The organism is Gordonia amicalis NBRC 100051 = JCM 11271, from assembly GCF_000332995.1.
Lineage (GTDB): Bacteria > Actinomycetota > Actinomycetes > Mycobacteriales > Mycobacteriaceae > Gordonia > Gordonia amicalis.
The window spans coordinates 20753-44790 of the sequence record NZ_BANS01000025.1 but is presented as its reverse complement, the minus strand read 5'-3'; the positions used below and the strand labels follow the sequence as shown (position 1 = coordinate 44790).

Annotated in this window: 5 protein-coding genes and 1 pseudogene; 5 read left to right on the top strand and 1 reads right to left on the bottom strand. The window is 68.9% G+C overall.

Annotated features, from left to right (window positions below; genetic code table 11):
- Positions 1-22 precede the first annotated feature (22 nt).
- From GOAMI_RS12775 to GOAMI_RS12760, 4 genes are all read left to right on the top strand, one after another.
- Positions 23-1555: a CoA-acylating methylmalonate-semialdehyde dehydrogenase gene (locus GOAMI_RS12775; protein ID WP_024499775.1), complete on the top strand. Its 1533-nt coding sequence runs from the start codon at positions 23-25 to the stop codon at positions 1553-1555.
- Between the two features lie 11 nt (positions 1556-1566).
- On the top strand, positions 1567-2742 hold the full coding sequence (locus GOAMI_RS12770; protein ID WP_006436951.1) for an acyl-CoA dehydrogenase family protein: 1176 nt from the start codon (positions 1567-1569) through the stop codon (positions 2740-2742).
- Positions 2743-2800: 58 nt separating this feature from the next.
- Positions 2801-3670 carry a 3-hydroxyisobutyrate dehydrogenase gene (gene mmsB, locus GOAMI_RS12765; protein WP_006436950.1) on the top strand — a complete coding sequence of 290 codons (870 nt, stop codon included), beginning with the start codon at positions 2801-2803 and terminating at the stop codon, positions 3668-3670.
- Between the two features lie 132 nt (positions 3671-3802).
- Positions 3803-4675, top strand: coding sequence for a type IV toxin-antitoxin system AbiEi family antitoxin domain-containing protein (locus tag GOAMI_RS12760; protein ID WP_006436949.1), 873 nt, complete (start codon positions 3803-3805; stop codon positions 4673-4675).
- Positions 4676-4727: 52 nt separating this feature from the next.
- On the opposite strand, the gene GOAMI_RS12755 is transcribed toward GOAMI_RS12760, so the two are convergent.
- Positions 4728-5231, bottom strand: a complete 504-nt coding sequence (locus tag GOAMI_RS12755; RefSeq protein ID WP_006436948.1) for a MarR family transcriptional regulator — start codon at positions 5229-5231, stop codon at positions 4728-4730.
- 725 nt (positions 5232-5956) lie between these two features.
- Between GOAMI_RS12755 and GOAMI_RS12745 the strand changes: the two are divergent.
- Positions 5957-24021, top strand: a pseudogene (locus tag GOAMI_RS12745) (amino acid adenylation domain-containing protein); the annotation flags it as partial.
- Between the last annotated feature and the right edge of the window lie 17 nt (positions 24022-24038).

Below are 24038 nucleotides of genomic sequence, written 5' to 3'. Positions count from 1 at the left end.
AGAAGAATCAAAGGTGATCTCCGTGTCCGCTCCCGCTGTCCCTTCCATCCCGCACTTCCTGAACGGCAAGCGCGTCACCGCCGAGGGTGGCCGCTTCGCCGACGTCTTCAACCCGAGTACCGGTGCCGTGCAGGCCCAGGTGCCGCTCGCGTCGACCGACGAGGTCGCCGCCGCCATCGCCACCGCCTCGAAGGCGCAGAAGGAATGGGCGGCGTGGAACCCGCAGCGTCGTGCCCGCGTCCTCATGCGCTTCGTGGACCTGGTCAACAAGAACGCCGACGAGCTCGCGACCACACTGTCGCTCGAGCACGGCAAGACCCACGCCGATGCCCTCGGTGACATCCAGCGCGGAGTCGAGGTCATCGAGTTCGCCATCGGCATCCCGCATCTGCTGAAGGGCGAGTTCACCGAGGGTGCCGGCAACGGCATCGACGTCCACTCGGTCCGCCAGCCGCTCGGTGTGGTCGCGGGTATCACCCCGTTCAACTTCCCGGCGATGATCCCGCTCTGGAAGGCCGGCCCGGCACTCGCCTGCGGCAACGCCTTCATTCTCAAGCCCAGCGAGCGGGACCCGTCCGTGCCGGTCCGCCTGGCCGAATTGTTCACCGAGGCAGGGCTTCCCGACGGTGTCTTCCAGGTCGTCCACGGCGACAAGGAAGCCGTCGACGCGCTCCTGACCCACCCGGACGTCAAGGCTCTCGGCTTCGTCGGCAGCTCCGACATCGCGCAGTACATCTACTCGACCGCCGCTGCACACGGCAAGCGTTCGCAGTGCTTCGGCGGTGCCAAGAACCACGCCGTCGTCATGCCCGACGCGGACCTCGACCAGGCCGCCGACGCCATCATCGGCGCCGCCTATGGCAGTGCCGGCGAGCGTTGCATGGCCCTCTCCGTTGCCGTGCCGGTCGGTGAGGAGACCGCGAACCGGTTGCGCGAGAAGATGCTCGAGAAGGCCAACGCACTGCGCGTGGGCCACAGCCTCGATCCCAAGGCCGACTACGGCCCGCTGGTCACCGCCGCCGCACTCGATCGTGTCCGCGGCTACATCGCCAAGGGTGTCGAGGAAGGCGCCGAGCTCGTTCTCGACGGCCGCGAGATCGGCACGCCTGAGCAGCAGTACGGCGACGACGACATCTCCAACGGCTTCTTCATCGGACCAAGCCTGTTCGACAACGTCACCAAGGACATGAGCATCTACACCGACGAGATCTTCGGTCCGGTGCTCGTGGTGGTGCGCGCGCACGACTACGAAGAAGCCCTCGCGCTGGCCTCGGATCACGAGTACGGCAACGGTGTTGCTATCTTCACCCAGGACGGTGACGCCGCCCGCGACTTCACCGCACGCGTCGAGGTCGGCATGGTCGGCGTCAACGTGCCGATCCCGGTGCCGGTGGCCTACCACACCTTCGGTGGCTGGAAGCGTTCCGGCTTCGGCGATCTCAACCAGCACGGCCCGGCGTCGATCCAGTTCTACACCAAGACAAAGACTGTCACGACGCGCTGGCCGTCGGGCATCAAGGATGGCGCCGAGTTCGTCATCCCGACGATGGACTGAGTGCGGCCGAGATGACCACACTTGCCGAGGCCGCAGTCGCGCGGCTCGACGGTGACGAACGCGTCATCGTCGAGACCGCAGCGGCTTTCGCGGCCAAGAAACTGGCGCCCTTCGCGCTGGAATGGGATGCGTCCAACCACTTCCCGGTGCCTGAGCTCCGCGAGGCGGCCGAACTGGGGATGGGTGCCATCTACTGTTCCGAGGACGCCGGGGGCAGCGGACTCCGCCGTCTCGACGGCGTGCGGATCTTCGAGCAGTTGGCCTACGCCGATCCGGCGGTCGCATCGTTCCTGTCCATCCACAACATGTGCGCATGGATGATCGATCACTACGGCACCGACGAACAGCGCAACAAGTGGGTGCCGCGACTGGCGACGATGGAGACCATCGCGAGCTACTGCCTCACCGAACCGGGTGCCGGATCGGATGCGGCGGCACTAGCCACCCGTGCCGAGCGTGAGGGTGACGAGTACGTCCTCACCGGGGTCAAGCAGTTCATCTCCGGTGCCGGGTCGTCGGACCTGTACGTGGTGATGGCCCGCACCGGCGACGCCGGACCCAAGGGCATCTCCACCTTCCTGATCGAGAAGGACACTCCCGGACTGAGTTTCGGTGCGCAGGAACACAAGATGGGTTGGCATGCACAGCCCACCGCGCAGGTCATCCTCGACGAGGTGCGGGTCCCGGCGGCCAACCTGCTCGCCGAGACCGAGGGCATCGGGTTCGGCATCGCGATGAACGGCCTCAACGGTGGCCGTTTGAACATCGCGGCGTCCTCACTCGGTGGTGCCCAGGCGGCGTTCGACAAGGCGGCCGCCTACGTCTCGAGTCGTCGGGCGTTCGGCAACTCGCTGCTCGACGAGCCGACCATCCGGTTCACACTCGCCGACATGGCGACCTCGCTGCAGACCTCACGGTTGATGCTGTGGCACGCGGCGACCGCGCTCGACGACAACGCCCCCGACAAGGTGGAGCAGTGTGCGATGGCGAAACGCTTCGTCACCGACAGCTGCTACGACGTCGCCGACCAGGCGCTGCAGCTGCACGGCGGCTACGGGTATCTGTCCGAGTACGGAATCGAGAAAATCGTCCGCGACCTCCGTGTGCACCGCATCCTGGAGGGGACCAACGAGATCATGCGGGTCGTCCTCGGCCGTTCGATCGCGTCCCGTTACCGGGAGAGCTGACGCGAACTCGCTGCAACGCAATGGTTTTCGCAGGCAAACACTCTAGGGAGCAAAGACAATGACGACGATCGCTTTCCTCGGCCTCGGCAACATGGGTGGCCCGATGGCCGCCAATCTGGTCAAGGCCGGGCACACGGTGCACGGGTTCGATCCGGTTCCCGAGGCGGTCGAGACCGCCAAGGCCAACGGCATCGAGACGTTCCCCGCCGCCATCGAGGCCGTGGCCGCGGCCGAGGTCGTGATCACCATGCTGCCCAACGGCGGCATCGTGAAGAAGCTCTACGACGAGATCATCCCGGTCACCCCGACCGGTGCGCTCTTCATCGACTCGTCGACCATCTCGGTCGACGATGCGCGGGAGATCCACCGTCGCGCCGTCGACCACGGTTTCGCTCAGGTCGACGCACCGGTCTCCGGCGGGGTGAAGGGTGCCGTGGCCGGCACCCTGGCCTTCATGGTCGGCGGCGAGGACGAGGCCTTCTCCGCGGCGCGTGGGACCCTCGACCCGATGGCGGGGAAGATCATCCACTGCGGTGCGGCGGGTGCCGGCCAGGCGGCGAAGGTGTGCAACAACATGCTGCTCGCCGTCCAGCAGATCGCGGTCGGCGAGGCGTTCGTCCTCGCTCAGAAGCTCGGCCTCGACGAGCAGGCGCTCTACGACGTCGTCACCGGTGCCACCGGCAACTGCTGGGCCATCGAGACCAACTGCCCGGTCCCGGGCCCGGTCCCGACCTCGCCGGCGAACAACGATTTCAAGCCGGGCTTCGCCACCGCACTGATGAACAAGGACCTCGGTCTGGCGATGGACGCCGTCGCCAGCACCGGCGCCCGCGCACCGCTCGGGACCCACGCCGCACAGCTGTACCGCGGCTTCGCCGAGCAGCACGCCGACCTCGACTTCAGCGCGATCATCACCTCGCTGCACTAGGTCTCGAAGTACCTGCCTGACGGCTCCTGAAATCCCGTTGCGTTTTGTCCCGGTTACCGGGACAAAACGCAACGGGATTTCTTGCGCTCGGGGGAGGTGGAACCGCGTCGACGCGTGCTGCGTCGAAGTTCCGTGGTCGACCTCAACGAGCTCATCATTCGCCAGGACGGCGTGCTGACGACGTCGCAGGCGCACGCGGCCGGGCTGAGCCGGTCCGCGATCAGCCGACGCCGGGCAGCGGGGGACTGGACCGCGGTTGCGCCCGCTGTCTACCTGGTCTCCGGCCATCATCGTTCGGCACGGGCGCAGGCCCGGATCGCGGTGCTCTCCGTCGGCGACGACGCCGCGCTCGGTGGGATCGCGGCGTGCTGGTGGCTGAGGCTGCATCCCAGGGAGCCCGCGAAACATCTGGTGCTCACGCGACGTCGCGGGCGCCACGCGAGGTCGTCGGCGACTGCGCTGGTACGGCACCGTGACCTCGCCGACGAGGACGTCACCGTCGAAGACGACCTCCGCGTCACCAGGCCCGCGCTGTCCGTCCTCGACGCGGCAGTCGATCTCGGGATCGGCGTCCTCGACTCGGTGCTGCTCTCCGAGGACGTGACGCTCGCCGACCTCCGGGCCGCACATGGCCGATACCCCAAACGCGCCGGATCCGGAGCGGTGTCGAAGTATCTCGATCAACTCGAGGACGGGACACGCTCTGAGGCTGAACGCCTGACCGCTGGACTGTTCCGTCGTGAGGGCATCGACGGATGGACGGCCAATCTGCCGGTATGCGGGTACCTGCTCGATTTCGCGTTCACGCAGGCCAGGCTCGCCGTCGAGATCGATGGCTTTGCGTTCCACCGCGACGCCGACACATTTCAGCGGGACCGGACCAAGCGCAATGCGCTTATCGCCGACGGATGGACAGTCCTGAATTTCACGTGGGCGGACCTGACCGAACGGCCGCAGCAGGTCGTCGAGGCAGTTCGGAGTGCTCTACTGCGGGCCGCTTCGTGATGACGTTGCGTTCTGTCCCGGTTGCCGGGACAAAACGCAACACCGATCTCGGTCAGAAGTCCCCGTTGTGCTTCCGCAACGACTGGATCGCCCCGACCAGGCCGGCCATCTCGTCGTCGGTCATGCCGACGTCGGCGAAGACCTTCTCGTTGAGGGTCTTGGTGGCGTCCTCGACGGTGGAGCGGCCGAGGTCGGTGATCTCGACGAGGGTGGTGCGCCCGTCGGTCGGGTGCGGGACACGTCGGACGAGGCCGCCTTCCTCGAGGCGACGGATCGCATGGGTGACGCTCGTGACGTGAACCTGGAGACGGTCGCTGGCCTTGGTGATGGGCAGTGCGCCCTGGCGTGAGAACGCCAGCAGCCGAAGGAGTTCGAACCGGGAGAAGCTGAGATCGAACGGTCGCAACGTGGCCTCGACGCGGGCGAGCAGGATCTGGTGCGCGCGCATCACCGAGGTCACCGCGACCATGCCGTCGGCGACGTCGCCCCACCCGGCCTGGGTCCAGTTGTCCCGTGCCTCGGTGATGGGATCGAAGTCCATGCTGCGCCCTGCCATGATCACCACCCTAATCGGCCTGCGGCGTCGCCGATCGACGGCGCGCCAACCGTCGATCACGGCGTACCTGGCCGCGACGGGGTCCGCCCGGCGGGGTAGTGGGCGGCGAGGAGCAGCAGGGCCAGTCCGTGGACCTGAGCCCTGCGCGAGCGGGATGCCTCCGCCGGGTCTGGCGCACGCGGTCGGTGCCTGCCCGGTAGAGGCCGGTTCGGCGACTGCGGCGCAACGGTCGGCACGCGGTGAACCGAACGGGGGACAGCGTGATGACCAAAGGCACCCGCCGAGTGACAAAGGTCCTACGGAGCAGCGCGGCAATGTGGTTGCCGCAGATGTACATGCGTCTGGGTCGTTGTAGTTTCCTGGAACGACACCGTCTGAATCGAGACCTTCTGTCGCGGTTGAGAATCTAAGTGGAGATTGAATATCGAAATGGTCACGGCGTCGTTAGTCAAATTATTCATACCCATTAGCTACCCAATCTAATGAGATTGACGATATGCGCACTCTGGGCGATTTGTGCTTATTAACCGTCTTCCGGTGTCGCCTGAAACCACCTCCCCGACAAACGTTTTCGGGACCGTACCCCCGGGTTTGTGAATCTGGATCCGAATCTGTTTCTGCGGCAGTGGAGATGCAGAAATCTGCGCGGATAGCAGGCGGTCAGGGCAATGTCATCCGATTGGACCAATTGCCGAATGTCATCATTTCGAGACCTTGCCATCCTTCTGCGCGGGGAGCCCGACCCGGTCGAGACCGCACATCGCCTGATGTCGGAGGACTACTCGCGGCCTCTGGATCTGCTCGTCGACCATCTGATGACGAGCATCGTGTACCAGGTGGGGACGAACCACTACTTCTGGTACCTGCGTGCACACCACATCGCCCTCGACGGGTTCGGGGCGGTCACGATGGTCCGGCGCATCACCGAGCGGTACAACGCCGGCATCCGAGGCGAGGCCCCACCGCCTTGCACGGCAAGCGATCTCGCCGACATCATCGAGCAGGACGCGTCATATCCCGGCTCGACCCGCTACGAGAACGACCGGAAGTACTGGAGCGAACACCTCGAGGGTGCCCCGCCCGGTGGTCAGTCTCGCCGGCCGACTCGGCAAGCCCACGCTGCATCCGACCCTCGTGAGCACCCCGTTGCCCGACGAGACCGCCCGACTCCTCGACGACGCCTCGCATGACGGCGGGGTCACGCCGGTGATCGTCGCGGCCTTCGCCGCCTACCTCGCCCGGATGACCGGGAGTCCCGAGGTCCTTCTGGGTCTGCCGGTCTCGGGCCGGCATTCCGCCGTCCTCCGTCGCTCGGGTGGCATGGTGGCGAATGTCGTGCCGCTCCGGGTCCCGGTCGCGGGGCACACGCTCAGCGAGGTCGTCACCGCCGTGAAAGGCGAGCTGCTGAGCGCTCTCCGGCGGCAGCGGTACCGCCAGGAGGACATCTTCCGTGACATGGGGATCGCCCGCGACGAGGCGTCCTCGTTCGGTCCGGCCGTGAACCTGATGATGGTCGACAGCGAGGTCGTGTTCGGCGACGTGGTGGGACGCCTGCACGTGCTGACGTCCGGGCCCACCTCGGATCTGTTCGTCAACATCTATCCCGGTGCGGGGCACGACAGCACGCACATCGACTTCCAGGGAAACCCCAACGTCTACACCGCTGCCGAACTCGCCGACCACCACCGCCGGTTCCTGATGTTCCTGCACGAGTTCCTCGGCGGTCCGCCGGAGCGCCAGGTGGGTCTGCTCGACCTGCTCGACGATCACGAACGCGCTGCGCTTCTGCCCGTTCGTGGTCCGGAAGGTGTTGCGCCGCGGCTTCTTCCGGACATCCTCGCCGAGAGCGTGGCTCGTCACGGCGACCGGGTCGCGATCTCGTCGAACGGAGTCCGCCTGACCTATCGGGAACTGGACGCCGTCTCGTCCCGGATGGCGCGCCGCCTGATCGCCCTGGGCTGCGGGCCGGACACGTCGGTCGCGATACTTCTCCGACGGTCCGCCGAGTCCGTCGCCGCCGCGTGGGCGGTTGCGAAGTCCGGGTCTGCCATCGTCCAGGTGGACCCGGACTACCCACGCAAGCGAATCGAGCACATCGTCGCCGACAGCGGCGCCGCGGTGGCCATCTCCGCCGACGAGTTCACCGATCGACTCCCGGAGTCGATGCCCACGGTGCTCGTCGACGGTGACGATTCCCGGGGGGACGAATCCCGAGGGGAGGGCGGTCTCGGGGAGGGGGCCGCCCTCGCCTCGGGCCCGGCGATCGGGGACGGCGACCGCATTCGTCCGCTGCGTGCGGACAACGTCGCCTACGTGACCTACACCTCGGGATCGACGGGTGTGCCGAAGGGCGTCCAGGTCACGCACAACGGACTCGCGAACCTGATCTCCGACCGGTCCGAGGCCTACGGCCTCGACCCGGAGTCGCGGGTGTCCTACGCGCTCTCGCCCAGCTTCGACGCGTCGATGGAACAGCTGCTGACCTGCTTCGCGAGCGGTTCCGCGCTGATCGTCGTGCCGCCGGACGTGATCGGCGGCGAGCGGCTCACACGCCTGCTCGCCGACGAGGGTGTCACCCACCTGACGTTGACGCCGGCGATGCTGGCCACGGTCGAGCCCGAGGAGCTGACCGATCTGCGGGCGGTCATGGTCGGCGGCGACAAGACCGCGCCGCGCATCGTCGAACTCTGGACGCGGCGCGCGCGGATGATCAACGAATACGGACCGACCGAGGCGACCATCACCGCCGCAAGCGGGGTCCTCGACCCTCCCGAGGGTCTGACGGCCGGCCGGCCGGTGCGCGGCGCGTCGATGGTGATCCTCGACCCTGCGTTGCAGCCGGTCCCCGTCGGCACCGCGGGCGAGTTGTATCTGACCGGACCGGGTCTTGCGCGTGGCTACGCGAACCTGTTCGCGCAGACCGCGGACCATTTCGTCGCGAACCCCCACGGCCGGCCCGGGGAGCGGATGTATCGCACCGGCGATCTCGCACGGTGGGTCGGAGACGATTCTGCACTGTCGCTCGAACTGTTGGGACGCACCGACTTCCAGCTGAAGATCCGTGGGTTCCGGATCGAGCCCGGCGAGATCGACGCGGTTCTCATCGGTCACCCGGACGTCGAGGCGTCGATCACCGTGCCGGTCCGCAACAACTCCGGCGCAACCGTCCTCGCGTCCTACGTGACGCCCGTCCGCGACCACCGGATCGATGTCCCGGAGCTGGGCCGATTCGCGCGCGAATCGCTTCCGCCGCACATGGTCCCGGCGGTGATCACCACGCTGGACGCCCTGCCGCTCAACCCGTTCGGCAAGGTCGACCGGAAGGCACTACCCGCTCCGGTCTTCGCGTCCGCGCGCACCGGACGGCCTCCGTCGGCGCCCGGGGAATACCGACTGGCACAGCTGTTCTCCGACGTCCTCGGGGTCGACGAGGTCGGCGCCGACGACAGCTTCTTCGTCCTCGGCGGCGACAGCATCTCCTCGATCGAGCTCGTCGCCCGCGCCAAGGCCGCCGGACTGGCGTTCTCGACCCAGGACGTGTTCGAGTGCAAGACCGTCGCGGCCCTGGCGGTGCGGGCCACCGACTCAGCCGACGACGACGCCCTGCAGGAACTCCCCGGGGCGGGCGTCGGATCGTTCCCGCTGGCGCCGATCATGCACGCGATGCTCGACCGGGGGCACATTTCCCGTTTCGCCCAGGCCGCCCTCGTCGAACTCCCGGACGACCTCGACCGCGCCGACCTCGTTCGTGCACTGGGCGCCCTCGTCGACCGTCACGACATCCTGCGCGCGGTACTGCGCGACGTCCACTCGGGCGAGAGGTTCGTCGAGGTGCGGGAACCGGGCTCGGTCGACGTCGACTCCACGCTCGCCGAGGTGTGGCTCGACCGTCGCGACGCCGACGAGATCGACCAGCACCTGCAGGCCGCGGCCGATCTCCTCGACCCGACGGCCGGGTTGCTGACGCGTTTCGTGTGGATGCGGGACCGTGGCGGTGCGAAGCCGGATCTGTTGTGGCTCGTCATCCACCACCTTGCCGTCGACGGGGTGTCGTGGCGAATCCTCCTGGGCGACCTCGCGATCGCCCACGGTCAGATCGCGGCGGGCGCCGACCCGCAGCTCAGCCCGCGGACGACCTCCGTGCGGCGCTGGGTCCACGGCCTGGTCGAACGGTCCTCCGGCCGTACCGCCGCCGAACTCGACCTGTGGTCGGACATCCTCGCGGCCGGTGACCGTCCGCTGGGTGCCCGCGCGCTGGACCCCGATCGCGACGTCACCGCCACCGCGGAACGCGTGCGTGTGCGCCTACCCGCCGACGTCACCGAGTCGGTCGTCACCACCATCCCCGGCCGGTTCCACGGCAGCCCCAACGACCCGCTGCTCGCCGCCCTGGCACTCGCGCTGGCACGCTGGCGGTCTCTGCGCGGTGAGGCATCGGGCAGCGAACTGATCGCGCTCGAGGGGCACGGTCGTGAGGAGTCCGCGGTCCCCGGTGCCGACCTGACCGCGACCGTCGGTTGGTTCACCTCTCGCTTCCCGGTCCGCCTGGACCTGGCCGGCATCGATCTGGACGACGCCTTCGCCGGCGGGGCAGCCGCCGGCGCGGCGATCAAGCGGGTGAAGGAACAACTGCGCGCGGTGCCCGACAACGGCATCGGCTACGGCATGGTCCGGCACCTGGACCCGGTGGGCTGCAACGAACTCCAGAACCGTCCCGAACCGCAGATCAGCTTCAACTACCTGGGCCGCGCGGGCACCCGGGATCTCGTGGGACCGTGGACGCCGTCACGCGAGTTCGACGCGCTGGCCGGGACGGCCGACCCGTCGATGGCGTTGCCGGCCATCCTGGACATCAACGCGATCGCCGAGCCGGGTCCGGACGGACTCGAACTCGACGCCGTGTTCGAATTCGCCTCGCTGGTGCTCGACCGCGCCGAGGCCGAAGAACTGTCGCAGCTGTGGGTGCAGGCTCTCGAGGCCTTCGCCCGACTCGCGCAGGCCGATCACGTGGGCGGTCACACCCCGTCGGACTTCCCGCTCGTCGAGACCACCCAGGAGGAGATCGACGGCTGGCTGCGCGACCACCCGTCGATGGTCGACGTCTGGCCCTTGACCGCCCTGCAGGCCGGACTCCTGTTCCACGCCACCTTCGACGGCATCGACGCCAAGAACAGCGCCGGAGGCATGAGTGGCGCCGACGGCTACGTCGTGCAGGCAGAGGTCACCCTCGGCGGGTCGGTCCGGCCGGAACGGATGCGGCAGGCGGCGCAGGCGCTCATCGACCGCCACGACAGTCTCCGGGTCGCCTTCGTCGAGACCCGCTCCGGTCCACGCCAGATCCTGCTGCGCGACGTGCCCGTCGACTGGACCGATTCCGACCTCACCGGCATCGTCGACGCCGAGGAGCGGCATCGTGAGCTGCGCCGGCTGATCACCGAGTCGGCGACCCCCTTCGACCTGTCGCAGCCGCCGCTGGTGCGGTTCCACCTCATCCGCGTCGACGACGACGAGTTCCTGCTCCTGCTGACGAACCACCACATCGTGCTCGACGGCTGGTCGATGCCGCTGCTCGTCCACGACCTGCTCGCGCTGTACATCGCCGACTCGGCGGACGGCGGAGCGGCCGGGCTGCCCGCACCGCGGTCCTTCCGGGAGTACCTGCAGTGGTTGGATTCTCAGGACCATGAGGCGACGACGGCCGCGTGGGAGGAGATGCTGGCCGACATCGAGAGCCCGACGCGACTCACCGGCAACCCGGACCGGGTCGCCGCGGACGACGTCGCGCAGGTCGACCTCGATCTCGACGTGGCCACCACCGACGCGGTGCTCGGACTCGGCCGCGCCCACGGCGTCACCCCGAACACCGCCATCCAGGTGGCGTGGGCACTGCTGCTCTCCGCCATGACCGGTCGGTCGGATGTGGTGTTCGGCAACACGGTCTCCGATCGGCCGGCGCACATCGCGGGCATCGAGCGGATGATCGGCCTGTTCATCAACACCCTGCCGGTGCGGGTCCGGCTCGATCCCGACGAGACCGTCACGGAGTTGCTCACCAGGGCGCAGGCCCAGCAGGCCACCATGCTCGAGCACCGCAACATCGGGCTCGCCGAACTCCAGCGCGCCGCGGGGATGGCCGACATCTTTGACACCGCCACGGTTCTGGAGTCCTATCCCATCGACGCCGAGGGGGTCGCGGGCGCCCTGGCGGATGCCGGGTTGCGGTGGAAGGGCATCGTGGCGCACGACGCCACCCCGTATCCGGTCAGCCTGCAGGTCACCCCGCCCCGACCGGTGACCGCCGGACGGGGGGCGGGCGATCCGGGCCGCTACGAGCTGATCCTGAAGTACTCCGCCGATCGTCTCGACGCGCAGAGCGCGTCACTCCTGCTCGAACGTTTCGCGATGCTGCTGGGGCAGATCGCGGCGGACCCGGGCCGGAAGGTCGCGGCGGTCTCTCCCTGCTGGGACACCGAACGGGCCGCGCTGTCCCGCGTCGAGGGTCCGCCGGCCATGACACCGCGGACGCTCCGGGGCATCCTGTCGGACACCGCGCGCCGCCACCCCGACATGCCGGCCGTGCGTTCGGGAGAGGGCACGCTGACCTACCGGGAGCTCGACCGACGGGCCGACCGTGTCGCCCGTGAACTCGTGCGCCGCGGCGCCGGACCCGAGGGGTTCGTCGCGCTGGCGCTCCCGCGGTCGGTCGAACTGATCGTTGCCATGTGGGCGGTGGCCAAGTCGGGAGCAGCGTTCGTCGCACTCGATCCCGGCAATCCCGCATACCGCCTGGCCGAGTTGCTGGCCGACTCGCACTGCACGCTCGGTATCACGGTCGAGGAGGTCACGAAGAACCTCCCGGATTGCGTCGACTGGCTCGTTCTGGACGCCGCCGAACGGGCGGATGACGAAGGGGCGGAAGCGGACTGGTCGACGACCACGGTGGAGGCCGACAGCAGTGCGTACCTGATCTTCACTTCCGGATCGACCGGACGGCCGAAGGCGGTCCACATCGATCACCGGGGCCTGCGAGACCGGGTCACCGAACTGGGCGACTACTTCGGCGTGCAAGCGGGTTCGGCAGTGCTGCAGGTGTCGTCTCCGGGCTTCGACGCCTGCGTCTCCGAGGTGCTGCTCGCGCACGGCAACGGGGCATGCCTGGTGGTGGCGCCCCAGGACGTCTACGGCGGAACCGATCTCGAGGAACTGGTGCGGGCCGAGGAGATCTCGTGCGCGATCATCACCCCGACCGCCCTCAACACCATGGACCCCGCACGGGTGCCGTCGCTCACGACGATCGCGGTGGTCGGGGAGGCGACCGGCGCGGACATCGTGAACCGTTGGGCCCCCGGACGCCGGCTGATGAACCACTACGGCCCCACCGAATGCACGATCTGGGCCACCGCGGCCGACGACCTGCAGCCCGGACAACCGGTGACCATCGGCGGGCCGGTCCGCGGGGTGTCCGCGGTGGTGCTCGACGCATGGCTGCGGCCGGTTCCGGTCGGCGTGTCCGGCGAACTGTACCTGGGCGGACCGGGTCTGGCCCGCGGGTACTTCGACCGTCCCGACCTCACCGCATCCCGGTTCGTCGCCGATCCCCGGTCGGCGACCGGCGAGCGCATCTACCGCACCGGTGACCAGGTGCGGTGGATCCGAGGACGCGGCGGACTCGAACTGGACTATCTGGGACGCAACGACCAGCAGGTCAAGATCCACGGTCTGCGTATCGAGACCGGCGAGATCGACGCACATCTCGCACGGCACGACGCGGTCGCGCAGGCCGTCACCCTGGTCCAGCCGGGACCGGCGGGCCGGCCGGTCATCGTGTCCTATGTGGTCGGCACGCCGGGGGAGCAGCTCGACGTGACCGCGCTGCGCACGGACCTCGCGGAATCCCTGCCGCGCTACATGGTGCCGACCGTCATCCTCGAGTTGCCGGCGATGCCGGTCACCCGCACCGGCAAGGTTGATCAAAAGGCGCTCCCCGCGTGGGACTTCCGCGCCGAGAGTGCCGGCGGCCGAGAGCCGTCGACCCCCACCGAGAAGCTCGTCGCCCAACTGTTCGCCGAGGTCCTGGACGTCGACACGGTGACCGCCGATGACAATTTCTTCGCCCTCGGCGGCGACAGCATCGTCTCGATGCAGCTTGTGGCGCTGGCGAAGTCGGTCGGACTGACGATCACCGGCCGCCAGGTCTTCGAGGCGAAGACGGTCGCCGCGCTGGCGGCCCTCGCCGACCTCGACGGCCCCGAGTCCGGCGACCCCGCTCGAGCAGTCGAGACCGACGTCGCACCTTTGGAGAACCGCGATGCGCTCTCCTACAACGACTTCGGGGATGTCTGCGACTCCGATGCGGAGCTCCTCCACCATCGCTACCCGGATCTGGCCGAGATCTGGCCGCTGTCGCCCACGCAGGCCGGCATCCACTTCCATTCCACGCTCGATCCCGACGCTTCGGACAACTACACCGTGCAGTCGACGATCCGGCTGTCGGGGTACCTCGACGGCGCGCGGTTGCGTCGTGCCGCACAGGCGCTCGTCGACCGTCACGACATCTTGCGTGCCGGTTTCGTCGAGACCTCCCGGGGCCCACGCCAGGTCGTGGTCGGGCACACCGACGTCGCCTTCCGCGAGATCGACCTCACCGGCCGGTCCGCCGACCGGGCCCGGAAGGAAGCCGAACGCATCGCCGCCGAGGACGCCGCCGCGGGGTTCGACCTGAGCATCCCGTCGCTGATCCGGTTCACCCTGGTCCGTCTCGAGGCCGAGGCGTTCGCGCTGCACATCACCAATCACCACGTGATCCTCGACGGTTGGTCGATGCCGCTGCTCATCGGTGAGCTCCTCGAGTTCTACGGCGAGCCGGAGCGGATCGACACGGCCGGCTCGGCCCCCTCCTACCGCGACTACCTGCGCTGGCTGGCCGAGCAGAACCACGACGCGTCCATCGCGGCGTGGACACGGGCCTACGCCGACGTCGACGCGGCGACCCGCGTCAGCCGGAACGGTGCCGCGATGTCGAGAGATCGGGCCGGCGAGGTCGGCGCGGAGTTGCCGGCACAGGAGTTCCTGCGTTTGCGCTCCGTGGCCGCCGATTCCGCGGTCACCGTCGGTACCGCGGTGTCCACAGCATGGGCACTCGTCCTGCGTGTGCTGACCGGTGAGACCGACGTGATCCTCGGTTCGGCCGTCGCCGGACGCCCGCCGGAACTGCCGGGGGTCGGCCAGGCCCTCGGGATGTTCCTGAACACCGTCCCGGTCCGGGTCCGGCTCGATCCCTCGACGTCGTTGCGGGAGTTGCTGGTCGAGGCCCAGGACCACAACGCCGAACTGCTCGACCACCACTACGTGGGCCTTCCCGCCATCCACCGCGCGGTGGGACTGGCCGACATGTTCGACACCGCGCTCGCCTTCCAGTCCTTCCCCCTGCGCGAGTCGAGCCTGCAGGAACTCGTCTCGTCGGCGGGTCTCCGCGTCGACGGGCTCACCGGCGTCGACGCCACCCCGTACCCCCTGAGTCTGGTCGTGGCACCGAAAAACGATGCGGGGGAGGGCGAACCGGGCCTGTCCATCACGCTTCGCTTCCGCCGCGACGATTTCGACCCCAGCCGGGCGCGGGAGATCGTCGACCTCTTCGTCGAGTGCCTGTCCCGGATCGCCGACGACCCCGACGCCCGCCTGGGCATGCTCGCGCATGTCGGCGGCGAGCTGGATCGGCCGGCGCCGCCGCGGGGTCACCACCCGGAGACGTTGCCCGACATCCTCGCCGCATCCGTCGCCCGCCACCCCGACGCGATCGCGGTGACGTGTGGCGCGTCGGTGTCGTACCGCTGGCTCGACGAGCGGTCGAACCGAATGGCCAGATTCCTGTTGCGCCAAGGAGTCCGGTCGCACGACGTGGTCGCCTGTGTGTTGCCGAGATCGCTCGACGCGGTCGTCGCCCTCTGGGCGGTGGCCAAGACGGGTGCGGCATTCCTGCCGGTGGACCCGACCCTGCCTGCTGAACGGATCGGATACCTGCTCTCCGATGCCGATGCCGATGCCGATGTCAGGCTGGGTCTCACGCACGCCGGGACCGCTACCCTGGACGGTCCCGGCGTGCCCCCCGGCGTCGAGTGGCTCGAACTCGACGACGAACGGCACCTGTGCATGCTCGACGCCGAAGCCGCCGAGCCGATCAGCGATGTGGAGCGGGGCGGTCCGATCCGGATCGGACAGACCGCCTACGTGATCTACACCTCCGGTTCGACCGGCACGCCGAAGGGCGTGCTGGTCAGCCACCGCGGCCTGGCGCGGCTCGTCGACGCACAGCATCGCATCCTCGACTGCGATGCCACGTCGAGCGTTCTGCAGGTGGCCTCACCGAGCTTCGACGCCTCGGTGTTCGAGATGCTGATGGCGCACGGTTCCGGTGGGCGCCTGGTCGTCTCGCCGCCGGATGTCTACGGCGGCCCCGAACTCGCCGAGCTGATCCGTCGGGAACATGTCTCCCACGCGGTGGTGACACCCTCGGCTCTGGCGACCGTGCCCGATGCGGGACTCGACACGCTGCGTGTCCTCGCGACCGCCGGCGAGGCCGTCGGCCCCGAACTGATCGCGCGGTGGGCGCCGGGACGCGCCATGATCAACCTCTACGGCCCCACCGAATCCACCATCTGGGCCACGGCCAGCGAACCGCTCGAACCGGGTGGCCGGGTGACGATCGGCCGTGCGGTCGGTCCGGTCGCCGCAGCCGTGCTCGACACCTGGATGCGCCCGGTGCCCCAGGGCGTCGTCGGGGAGCTGTACCTGTTCGGGCCCGGACTGGCCGACGGCTATGTCGGGAACGTGACGACGACCGCGGCCCGGTTCGTCGCGTGCCCGTTCGGTGACACCGGCGACCGGATGTACCGGACCGGCGACCTGGTCCGGCGCACCGTCGACAACCAGCTGGAGTTCCTGGGACGCAACGATTTCCAGGTCAAGATCCGCGGTACCCGGATCGAGGTCGGGGAAATCGACGCGCTCCTCGGCGGCCGCTCGGACGTGGCGTACGCAGCCACCATCGCCCGCAGTGACAACGGGATGCCGCGGACGCTGGTGTCCTACGTCGTGCCGGTACCGGGTGCGGAGTGCTCCGGCGACGACCTGCGGGAGTCGCTGTCGCAGCGGCTGCCCGCATACATGGTCCCGGCCGCGGTCGTCGTACTCGACGAGGTCCCGCGCACACAGACCGGCAAGCTGGACCGGAGCCGGTTGCCCGCACCAGTGTTCGCCGCAACGGAGTTCCGGGCACCGTCGAATCCCGCGGAGTCCGTGGTGGCCACCGCCTTCGAGGAAGTCCTGGACATCGCTCGGGTCGGTGCCGACGACGACTTCTTCGCCCTCGGCGGCGATTCGCTGAGCGCGTCGGTGGTCGCCGCGCGAGTGGGTGCGGCGTTGGGCGTCCGTGTCCCGGTGCGCGCCCTGTTCGAGGCGCCCACCGTGTCGAGCCTGGCCGCGCTCGCCGGATCGCTGCACGAAGGACAGCGGGCACCGCTGATCCCGGGCCCGCGACCGGAGCGCCTCCCGCTGTCGCTGGCGCAGCAGCGCATGTGGTTCCTGAACCGGATGGAGCCGGAATCACCCGCGTACAACATCCCGGTGATCCTGAAGCTGGCCGGACACCTCGACATCGCGGCGCTGGAGGATGCGCTCGCCGACGTGATCGGCCGGCACGAGGTGTTGCGGACGATCTACCCGGACGACGCCGGTGAGCCGCACCAGCTGGTGCTCGACCACGTGGCAGCAGCGGTGGAGATCCGGTACGTGCCCGAGAGCGCCGTCGAAGACGCGGTGGGCGAGTTCGTACGTCGCGGCTTCGACGTGACCACGAGGGTGCCGATCCGCGTGGGACTCCTGCGCATCGGCGAGCCCGGCACCGCGGTCGGCGGTCCCTTCCTGGACCAGGCCGGAGAGTTCCTGCTGATCCTGGTCGTGCACCACATCGCAGGTGACGGACAGTCCATGGCGCCGCTGGCACGGGATGTGATGTCCGCCTACGCAGCCCGGCTCGCCGGACAGGAACCGGCCTGGGAACCGCTCGAGGTCCAGTACGCCGACTACGCGCTCTGGCAGCGTCGAGTGCTCGGTGAGCCCGACGATCCGCAGTCCCTCATGCACGCGCAGCTGGACTACTGGCGGTCGACGCTGGCCGAGATCCCGGATGTGCTGGATCTCCCCACCGACCGTCCGCGACCTGCGGTGGCGAGTCTGTCCGGCGGCCACGTCCCGGTGGAGATCGACGCCCGGCTCCACGGCCGCCTGCTGGAACTGGCGCGATCGCGGAACGCGTCGCTGTTCATGGTCCTGCACGCCGCGCTGGCCACGCTTCTCGGCCGCTTGAGCGGTGGCGACGACATCGTCGTCGGCACCCCCGTCGCCGGCCGCGGCGAGCCGGGACTCGAACCGCTCGTCGGCATGTTCGTGAACACGCTCGCGCTGCGCACATCCCTCGACCGCGATCAGTCCTTCGCCGGACTTCTCGGCGAGGTCAGGGACACCGACCTGCACGCCTACGAGCACGGCGACGTCCCGTTCGAGCGGATCGTCGAGGAGCTGAACCCGCAACGCTCGACCGCACACCACCCGTTGTTCCAGGTGGCGCTCGCCTTCCAGAACCTCTCCAAGGTCGACGTGCAACTGCCCGAGGTGACCGTGTCGCGGGTGCAGGCCGACACCGGTGTCTGCCAGTTCGACCTACAGCTCGTGGTCGCCGACGCCTACGGCGAGAACGGTGCGGCGAAGGGCATCTCGGGCGCGATGATGTTCGCGCACGACCTCTTTGACCCGGAGACGGTCCAGGGCTTCGTCAAGCGTCTGTGCCGGATACTGGAAGCGATCGTCGACGATCCGGAGACACCCGTCGGCGAGATCGACTGGCTCGACTCCGCGGAACGTACCGACTTGCTGTCGCGTGTCGGACGGCCGCGGCTCGCCGGTGACCAGGCGCCGCCCTCATCGGTACTCCTGCCGGAGGTCTTCGCCGCTGCGGTTCGGCGGAACCCGCACGGGCCGGCGGTGGTCGCCGGTGGCGTCGAGCTGTCCTACACCGAACTCGACCGACGCTCGAATCGATTGGCACGTCACCTCATCCGACGGGGCGCGGCACCCGAACAGCCGGTCGCCGTCGCGGTCGAGAGGTCCCTGGACTCCGTCATCGCCTGGTGGGCCGTGGTCAAGTCCGGCGCCGCCTACGTGCCGGTCGATCCGCACTACCCGACCGCTCGGATCGGTCAGATGGTCACCGATTCCGGTGCGACGCTGGGTATCACGACGCTCGGTGCACGCGCCGGACTACCCGGGACGATCGACTGGGTCGTCGCGGACGATCCCGCCGACGCCGCGCGCATCGACGCGCTGGACGACGGCGAGGTCGGACAGGCCGAACGGATCCGGCCGGTGCGCGCAGCGAACACGGCGTGGGTCGTGTTCACGTCCGGATCGACCGGGGTGCCCAAGGGCGTCGCGGTCACCCACGCCGGGGTCGCCGACTATCTGTCCTCGCTGTTCGTCGATCCCGCGAGCGGACCCGACTCCCGGGTCCTGCATTTCGCCTCGCCGTCCTTCGACGCCTCACTGCTCGAGATCCTGCTGGCGATCAGTTCGTCGTCGGCACTCGTGGTGGCGCCGACCGACGTACGCGGCGGCAGCGAACTCGGCGACTTCCTCCGCAGCCGACGCGTCACCCACGCGTTCGTGACCCCCGCGGCGCTGGCGTCGGTCGATCCCACGGGTCTCGACGACCTGCGAGAGGTGATGTCCGGCGGCGACGAGGTGCCGACGGATCTGATCACCCGGTGGGTGGGCGACGACCCGGTCCGCGCACGCCGATTCCGAGTGCTGTACGGGCCCACCGAGGCCACGATCGTCGCCACTGCGACCGAGCCGCTGAAGGCGGGGGAACGGTCGACGATCGGTACCCCGATGGCCGGGATGCAGGCCCTGGTCCTGGACGCGCGGATGCAGCCCGTCCCGGTCGGTGTGGCAGGCGAACTCTATCTGGCCGGTCCGGCGCTGGCCCGTGGCTATCTGAACCGGCCCGGCGTCTCGGCATCGCGTTACGTGGCCCATCCCCACGGTCGGGCCGGGGAGCGGATGTACCGCACCGGTGACGTCGTCCGCTGGAATGCCGCCGGGTCGTTGGAGTTCCTGGGACGCAATGATTTCCAGGTCAAGATTCACGGCTTCCGGGTGGAGCTCGGCGAGATCGATGCCACGCTGGGGGAGCATCCCGGGGTGTCGTTCGCGGTGACGGTGCCGCGCCGCGACAGCGGGGTCGGCATGCGGCTGGTCTCCTATGTGGTGCCCGCTCCCGGTGAGGTGGTCTCGGGCGAGAAGCTGCGCGCCCTCCTCCTGGACTCGCTGCCGCCGTACATGGTCCCGGCCGCGGTCATGGTTCTGGACGAGATCCCGTTGACGCCGAGCGGCAAACTCGACCGCAAGGCCCTTCCCGCACCGCTGATCACCACCCGGCGATTCCGCGCCCCGGCGTCCCCGGTGGAGGAGATCGTGGCGGGGGTCTTCGCCGAAGTCCTCGGGATCGAGGGCGGGGTCGGTGCCGACGACGACTTCTTCGACCTCGGCGGCAACAGTCTCGCCGCGACCCGTGTCGTGTCGAGGATCGGCGCGGCCCTGGGCACCAATGTCGGCGTGTCGATGATCTTCGAGGCGTCGACGGTGTCGAAGCTGGCGGCACGGGCCGAATCCCACACGGCCATCGGCCGGATCCCGTTGGGATCGCTGGAACGACCCGCACGCATCCCGCTCTCGTACGCGCAGCAGCGGATGTGGTTCCTCAGCCGGATCGAACCCGACTCGCCGGCGTACAGCATCCCGATCGTCGTACGGCTATCCGGACACCTCGACGTCGACGCCCTCCGGTCGGCCGTCGGGGACGTCGTCGACCGTCACGAGATCCTGCGCACGGTCTACCCCTATGTGGATGCCGAACCCACGCAGGTGATCCTGCCGCCCGCCGCCGACCGTGTCCCGGTCGTCGTCACGTCGGTTCCCGAATCGGAGATGCCGCAGGCGATGTCCCGGCTGCTGGCCAGGCCCTTCGACGTGACGTCGGAGGTCCCGGTGCGGATCAGCCTGTTCTCGCTCGGCGACGACGAGTGGGTGCTCGCGGTCGTCATCCATCACATCGGTGCCGACGGTTCGTCGTTGACGCCGCTCGCCCGCGATCTGATGAACGCGTATGCGGCCCGCACGAACGGTGGGGAACCCGGTTGGGAACCGCTGCCGGTGCAGTACGCGGACTACGCGCTCTGGCAGCGGGTGGTCCTCGGTGCCGCCGATGACCCCGACTCGCTTCTGCACGCGCAGATCGACTACTGGACCAGGCAGCTGGCCGACGCGCCTGCGCTGCTCGAACTGCCCGCCGACCGCACGCGGCCGCCGACACAGTCCTACACCGGCGGTAACGTGCCGCTGACCGTCGACGCCGATCTGCACGCCGCGCTGCAGCAGGTCGCGCGTGCCCACAACACCACGCTGTTCATGGTCTTCCACGCGGCGCTGGCCGCACTCCTGGCCCGGCTCGCGGCGACCGACGACGTGTCGATCGGCACCCCGTATGCCGGGCGAGGCGAGCGCGAACTCGACGATCTGATCGGCATGTTCGTCAACACCCTGGTCCTCCGCACACAGCTGCGGCCGGGCATGTCGTTGCGGGAACTGATCGACGACGTTCGAGACACCGATCTGGCGGCCTTCGGGCACTCGGATGTCCCCTTCGAGCGACTCGTCCAGGAGCTCAACCCGGTCCGGTCCGACGCCTACAACCCGTTGTTCCAGGTGATGCTCGCGTTCCAGAACACCGCCTCGGCAGACATCGAACTACCGGAGCTGTCGGCGTCCGCCGTCGAGCCGGACACCGGGATGTCGCTGTTCGACCTGCAGGTGACGGTGTCGGACACCTACGACGCGAGCGGCGCGCCGGCCGGTCTCCGAGGCGGGATCACCTTCGCCACCGACCTCTTCGACGCATCGACGGTCGCCGGCTTCGGCGAACGCCTGGTGCGGATGCTCACCGCGCTCGCCGAGGATCCCGCGCGAGGAGTGCTCGAGGTCGACCTGCTCGACGACTCGGAACGGGACGCGGTCCTGGTGCGGTGCAACGAGACCGCCCACGCGATCGATCCGACGGCGACGCTGGCGTCGCTCTTCGCCGATTCCGCGGTCCGGTTCGCCGACAGCCCGGCGATCACCGCCGGCGAGACCGTCCTGACCTACGCGGAGTTCGCCGGCCGCGTCAACCGGCTGGCCCGGTGGCTCGTCTCCCGCGGGGTCGGCCCGGATTCACTGGTGGCGCTGCGGATGCGGCGTTCGCTGGACCAGGTGACCGCGATGTACGCGGTGCACGCCGCCGGTGGAGCGTACGTCCCGGTCGATCCCGATCATCCGGCCGAGCGGATCGACTACATGCTGGAGTGCGCCGACCCGGTCGTGGTCCTGACATCGCTCGACGGCGTCGAACTCGACGCCTTCGACGATGCGCCGCTGACCGACGACGACCGGCTCGGTCGGCTGACACCGGACCATCTCGCCTACGTCCTGTTCACCTCCGGTTCCACCGGAAGGCCGAAGGGCGTCGCCGTGTCGCACCGTTCGGTGGTGAACCAGGTTCTCTGGATCAGCGACGAGTACGAGCTGAACGTCACCGACGTCGTCCTCCAGAAGACGCCGGCCACGTTCGACGTCTCGGTGTGGGAGCTGTTCGCCACCCTCGCGGTGGGAGCGCGCCTGGTGATCGCGCGGTCGGACGGACACACCGACACCGACTACCTCGCCGACACGATCGCCCGGGAGCGCGTGACCATCACCTCGTTCGTGCCCTCGATGCTGGCAGTGTTCGCGGGCGCCGCGACCACCGGCTCGTTGGATTCGCTGCGGGCGCTCCTCGTGGCGGGCGAGGCCTTCGGCCCGGACGTGGTCGCCGCGGCGCGGCGGATGCTGCCCGGGGTGGAGCTGCACAATCTCTACGGTCCGACGGAGTTCACGGTGCACGCCACCGCGTATGCCGCGCATCCCGACGACACCCGGGCCGTGCCGATGGGCAAGCCGGTGTGGAATGCCCGTGCCTACGTTCTCGATTCGCGGTTGCAGCCCGTACCGACGGGCGTCACCGGCGATCTGTATCTGTCCGGGACCCAGGTGGCTCGCGGCTATCACGGACGAGCCGGCCTGACCGCGGAACGCTTCGTACCCGACCCGTTCGCGCCGGGGGAGCGGATGTACCGCACCGGCGACCTCGTGCGCCGCCGGCCGAGCGGGGATCTGGAGTACCTGGGCCGCAGCGACTTCCAGGTGAAGCTGCGTGGCCTGCGAATCGAGCTCGGGGAGATCGAGGCGGTGTTCGCCGAACACCCGAAGGTCGCCCGCGCGGTCGCCACGGTCACCTCGACCGACACCGTCGAGTTCCTCGCGGTCTACCTGGTGCCCGCGACCCCGGGCATCGACTCCCCGGACGCCGCCGACTTCGACACCGACGAGGTGACGGCCTACGCGTCGACGGAACTGCCGGGGTACATGATGCCCACCGCGGTGCTGGTGCTGGACACGGTGCCGCTGACCGCGTCGGGCAAGCTCGACCGCAAGCGCCTGCCGAAGCCGGCGCTGAACACCGCGGAGTTCCGCGAGCCGTCGACCTGGCTGGAAGGTGAGATTGTCCGCACCTTCGAACACGTCCTGGGGGTGCCACGGGTGGGGGTCGACGACGACTTCTACGAACTCGGCGGCAACTCGCTGCGGTCGGTCCAGGTGGTCAACGACCTGAAGAGCGAACTGCACATGGACATCCCCGTCCGGTGGATGCTGTCGGCGTCGAGTCCGGCCGATCTGGCCCGGCGGATCGAGGACGGGATGGGCAACGGCGAAGGCACCGGCGAATCCATGGAATTCGATGCGCTGCCACCGCTGGGGTTCGACGTCCTGCTGCCGATCCGGCCGGGCGGTGAGAGGCCGCCCCTGTTCTGCGTTCATCCCGCGTCCGGGCTCTCGTGGGCCTATCACACCCTCGGCCGGCACCTCGCGTCCGGACGACCGGTGTACGGCCTGCAGGCACCACAGATCGGTGGCGAGAAGGACGGTCCCACAACCGTGGCCGGGCTCGCCCGCCGCTACTTCGACGAGATCCGCACCGTGCAGCCGCACGGGCCGTACCACCTGATGGGGTGGTCGCTGGGCGGCACGATCGCGCACGCGGTCGCCGCGGAGATGCGGGCAGCAGGGGAAGAGGTCGCGCTGCTCGCGATGCTCGACACCGAGGCCGACGCGGTCGACACCGAGGCGATCACCACCATCACGGCCGGTGAACTCATCAGCAACCTCGGACCGGTCCTCGGCATCGACTTCGTCAGCGCCGACGCGACCGCGGAGGAGGCGGCCGAACAGATCGCCGCGCGTCTCGGCGGCGGACTCGGCATCGACGCCGAATCCATCGAGAACCTCACCGAGGCGTACAACATGCTGATCCGGGCGACCGGGGACTGGCAGCCACCCGTCGTCGACGTCGACCTGCGGTACTTCACCGCGGTCCGCGACCGTCGTGCGGACGCGGTGGGGCACGACGGATGGGCACCGTATGTCCGCGGGAACATCTCGAACGTCGACGTCGACGTGCACCACCTCGGGATGACCGAGAACGAGGCGATCATCCGGATCGCCGCGATTCTCGACGAATACATGACTCGCGAAAACGGCCACGAGGACGGCCGTTCCGGGTCTAGCGTTTTTCAACAATGGGAGATTCACCATCCAGAAATGAGGTAGTCCATGAGCAGG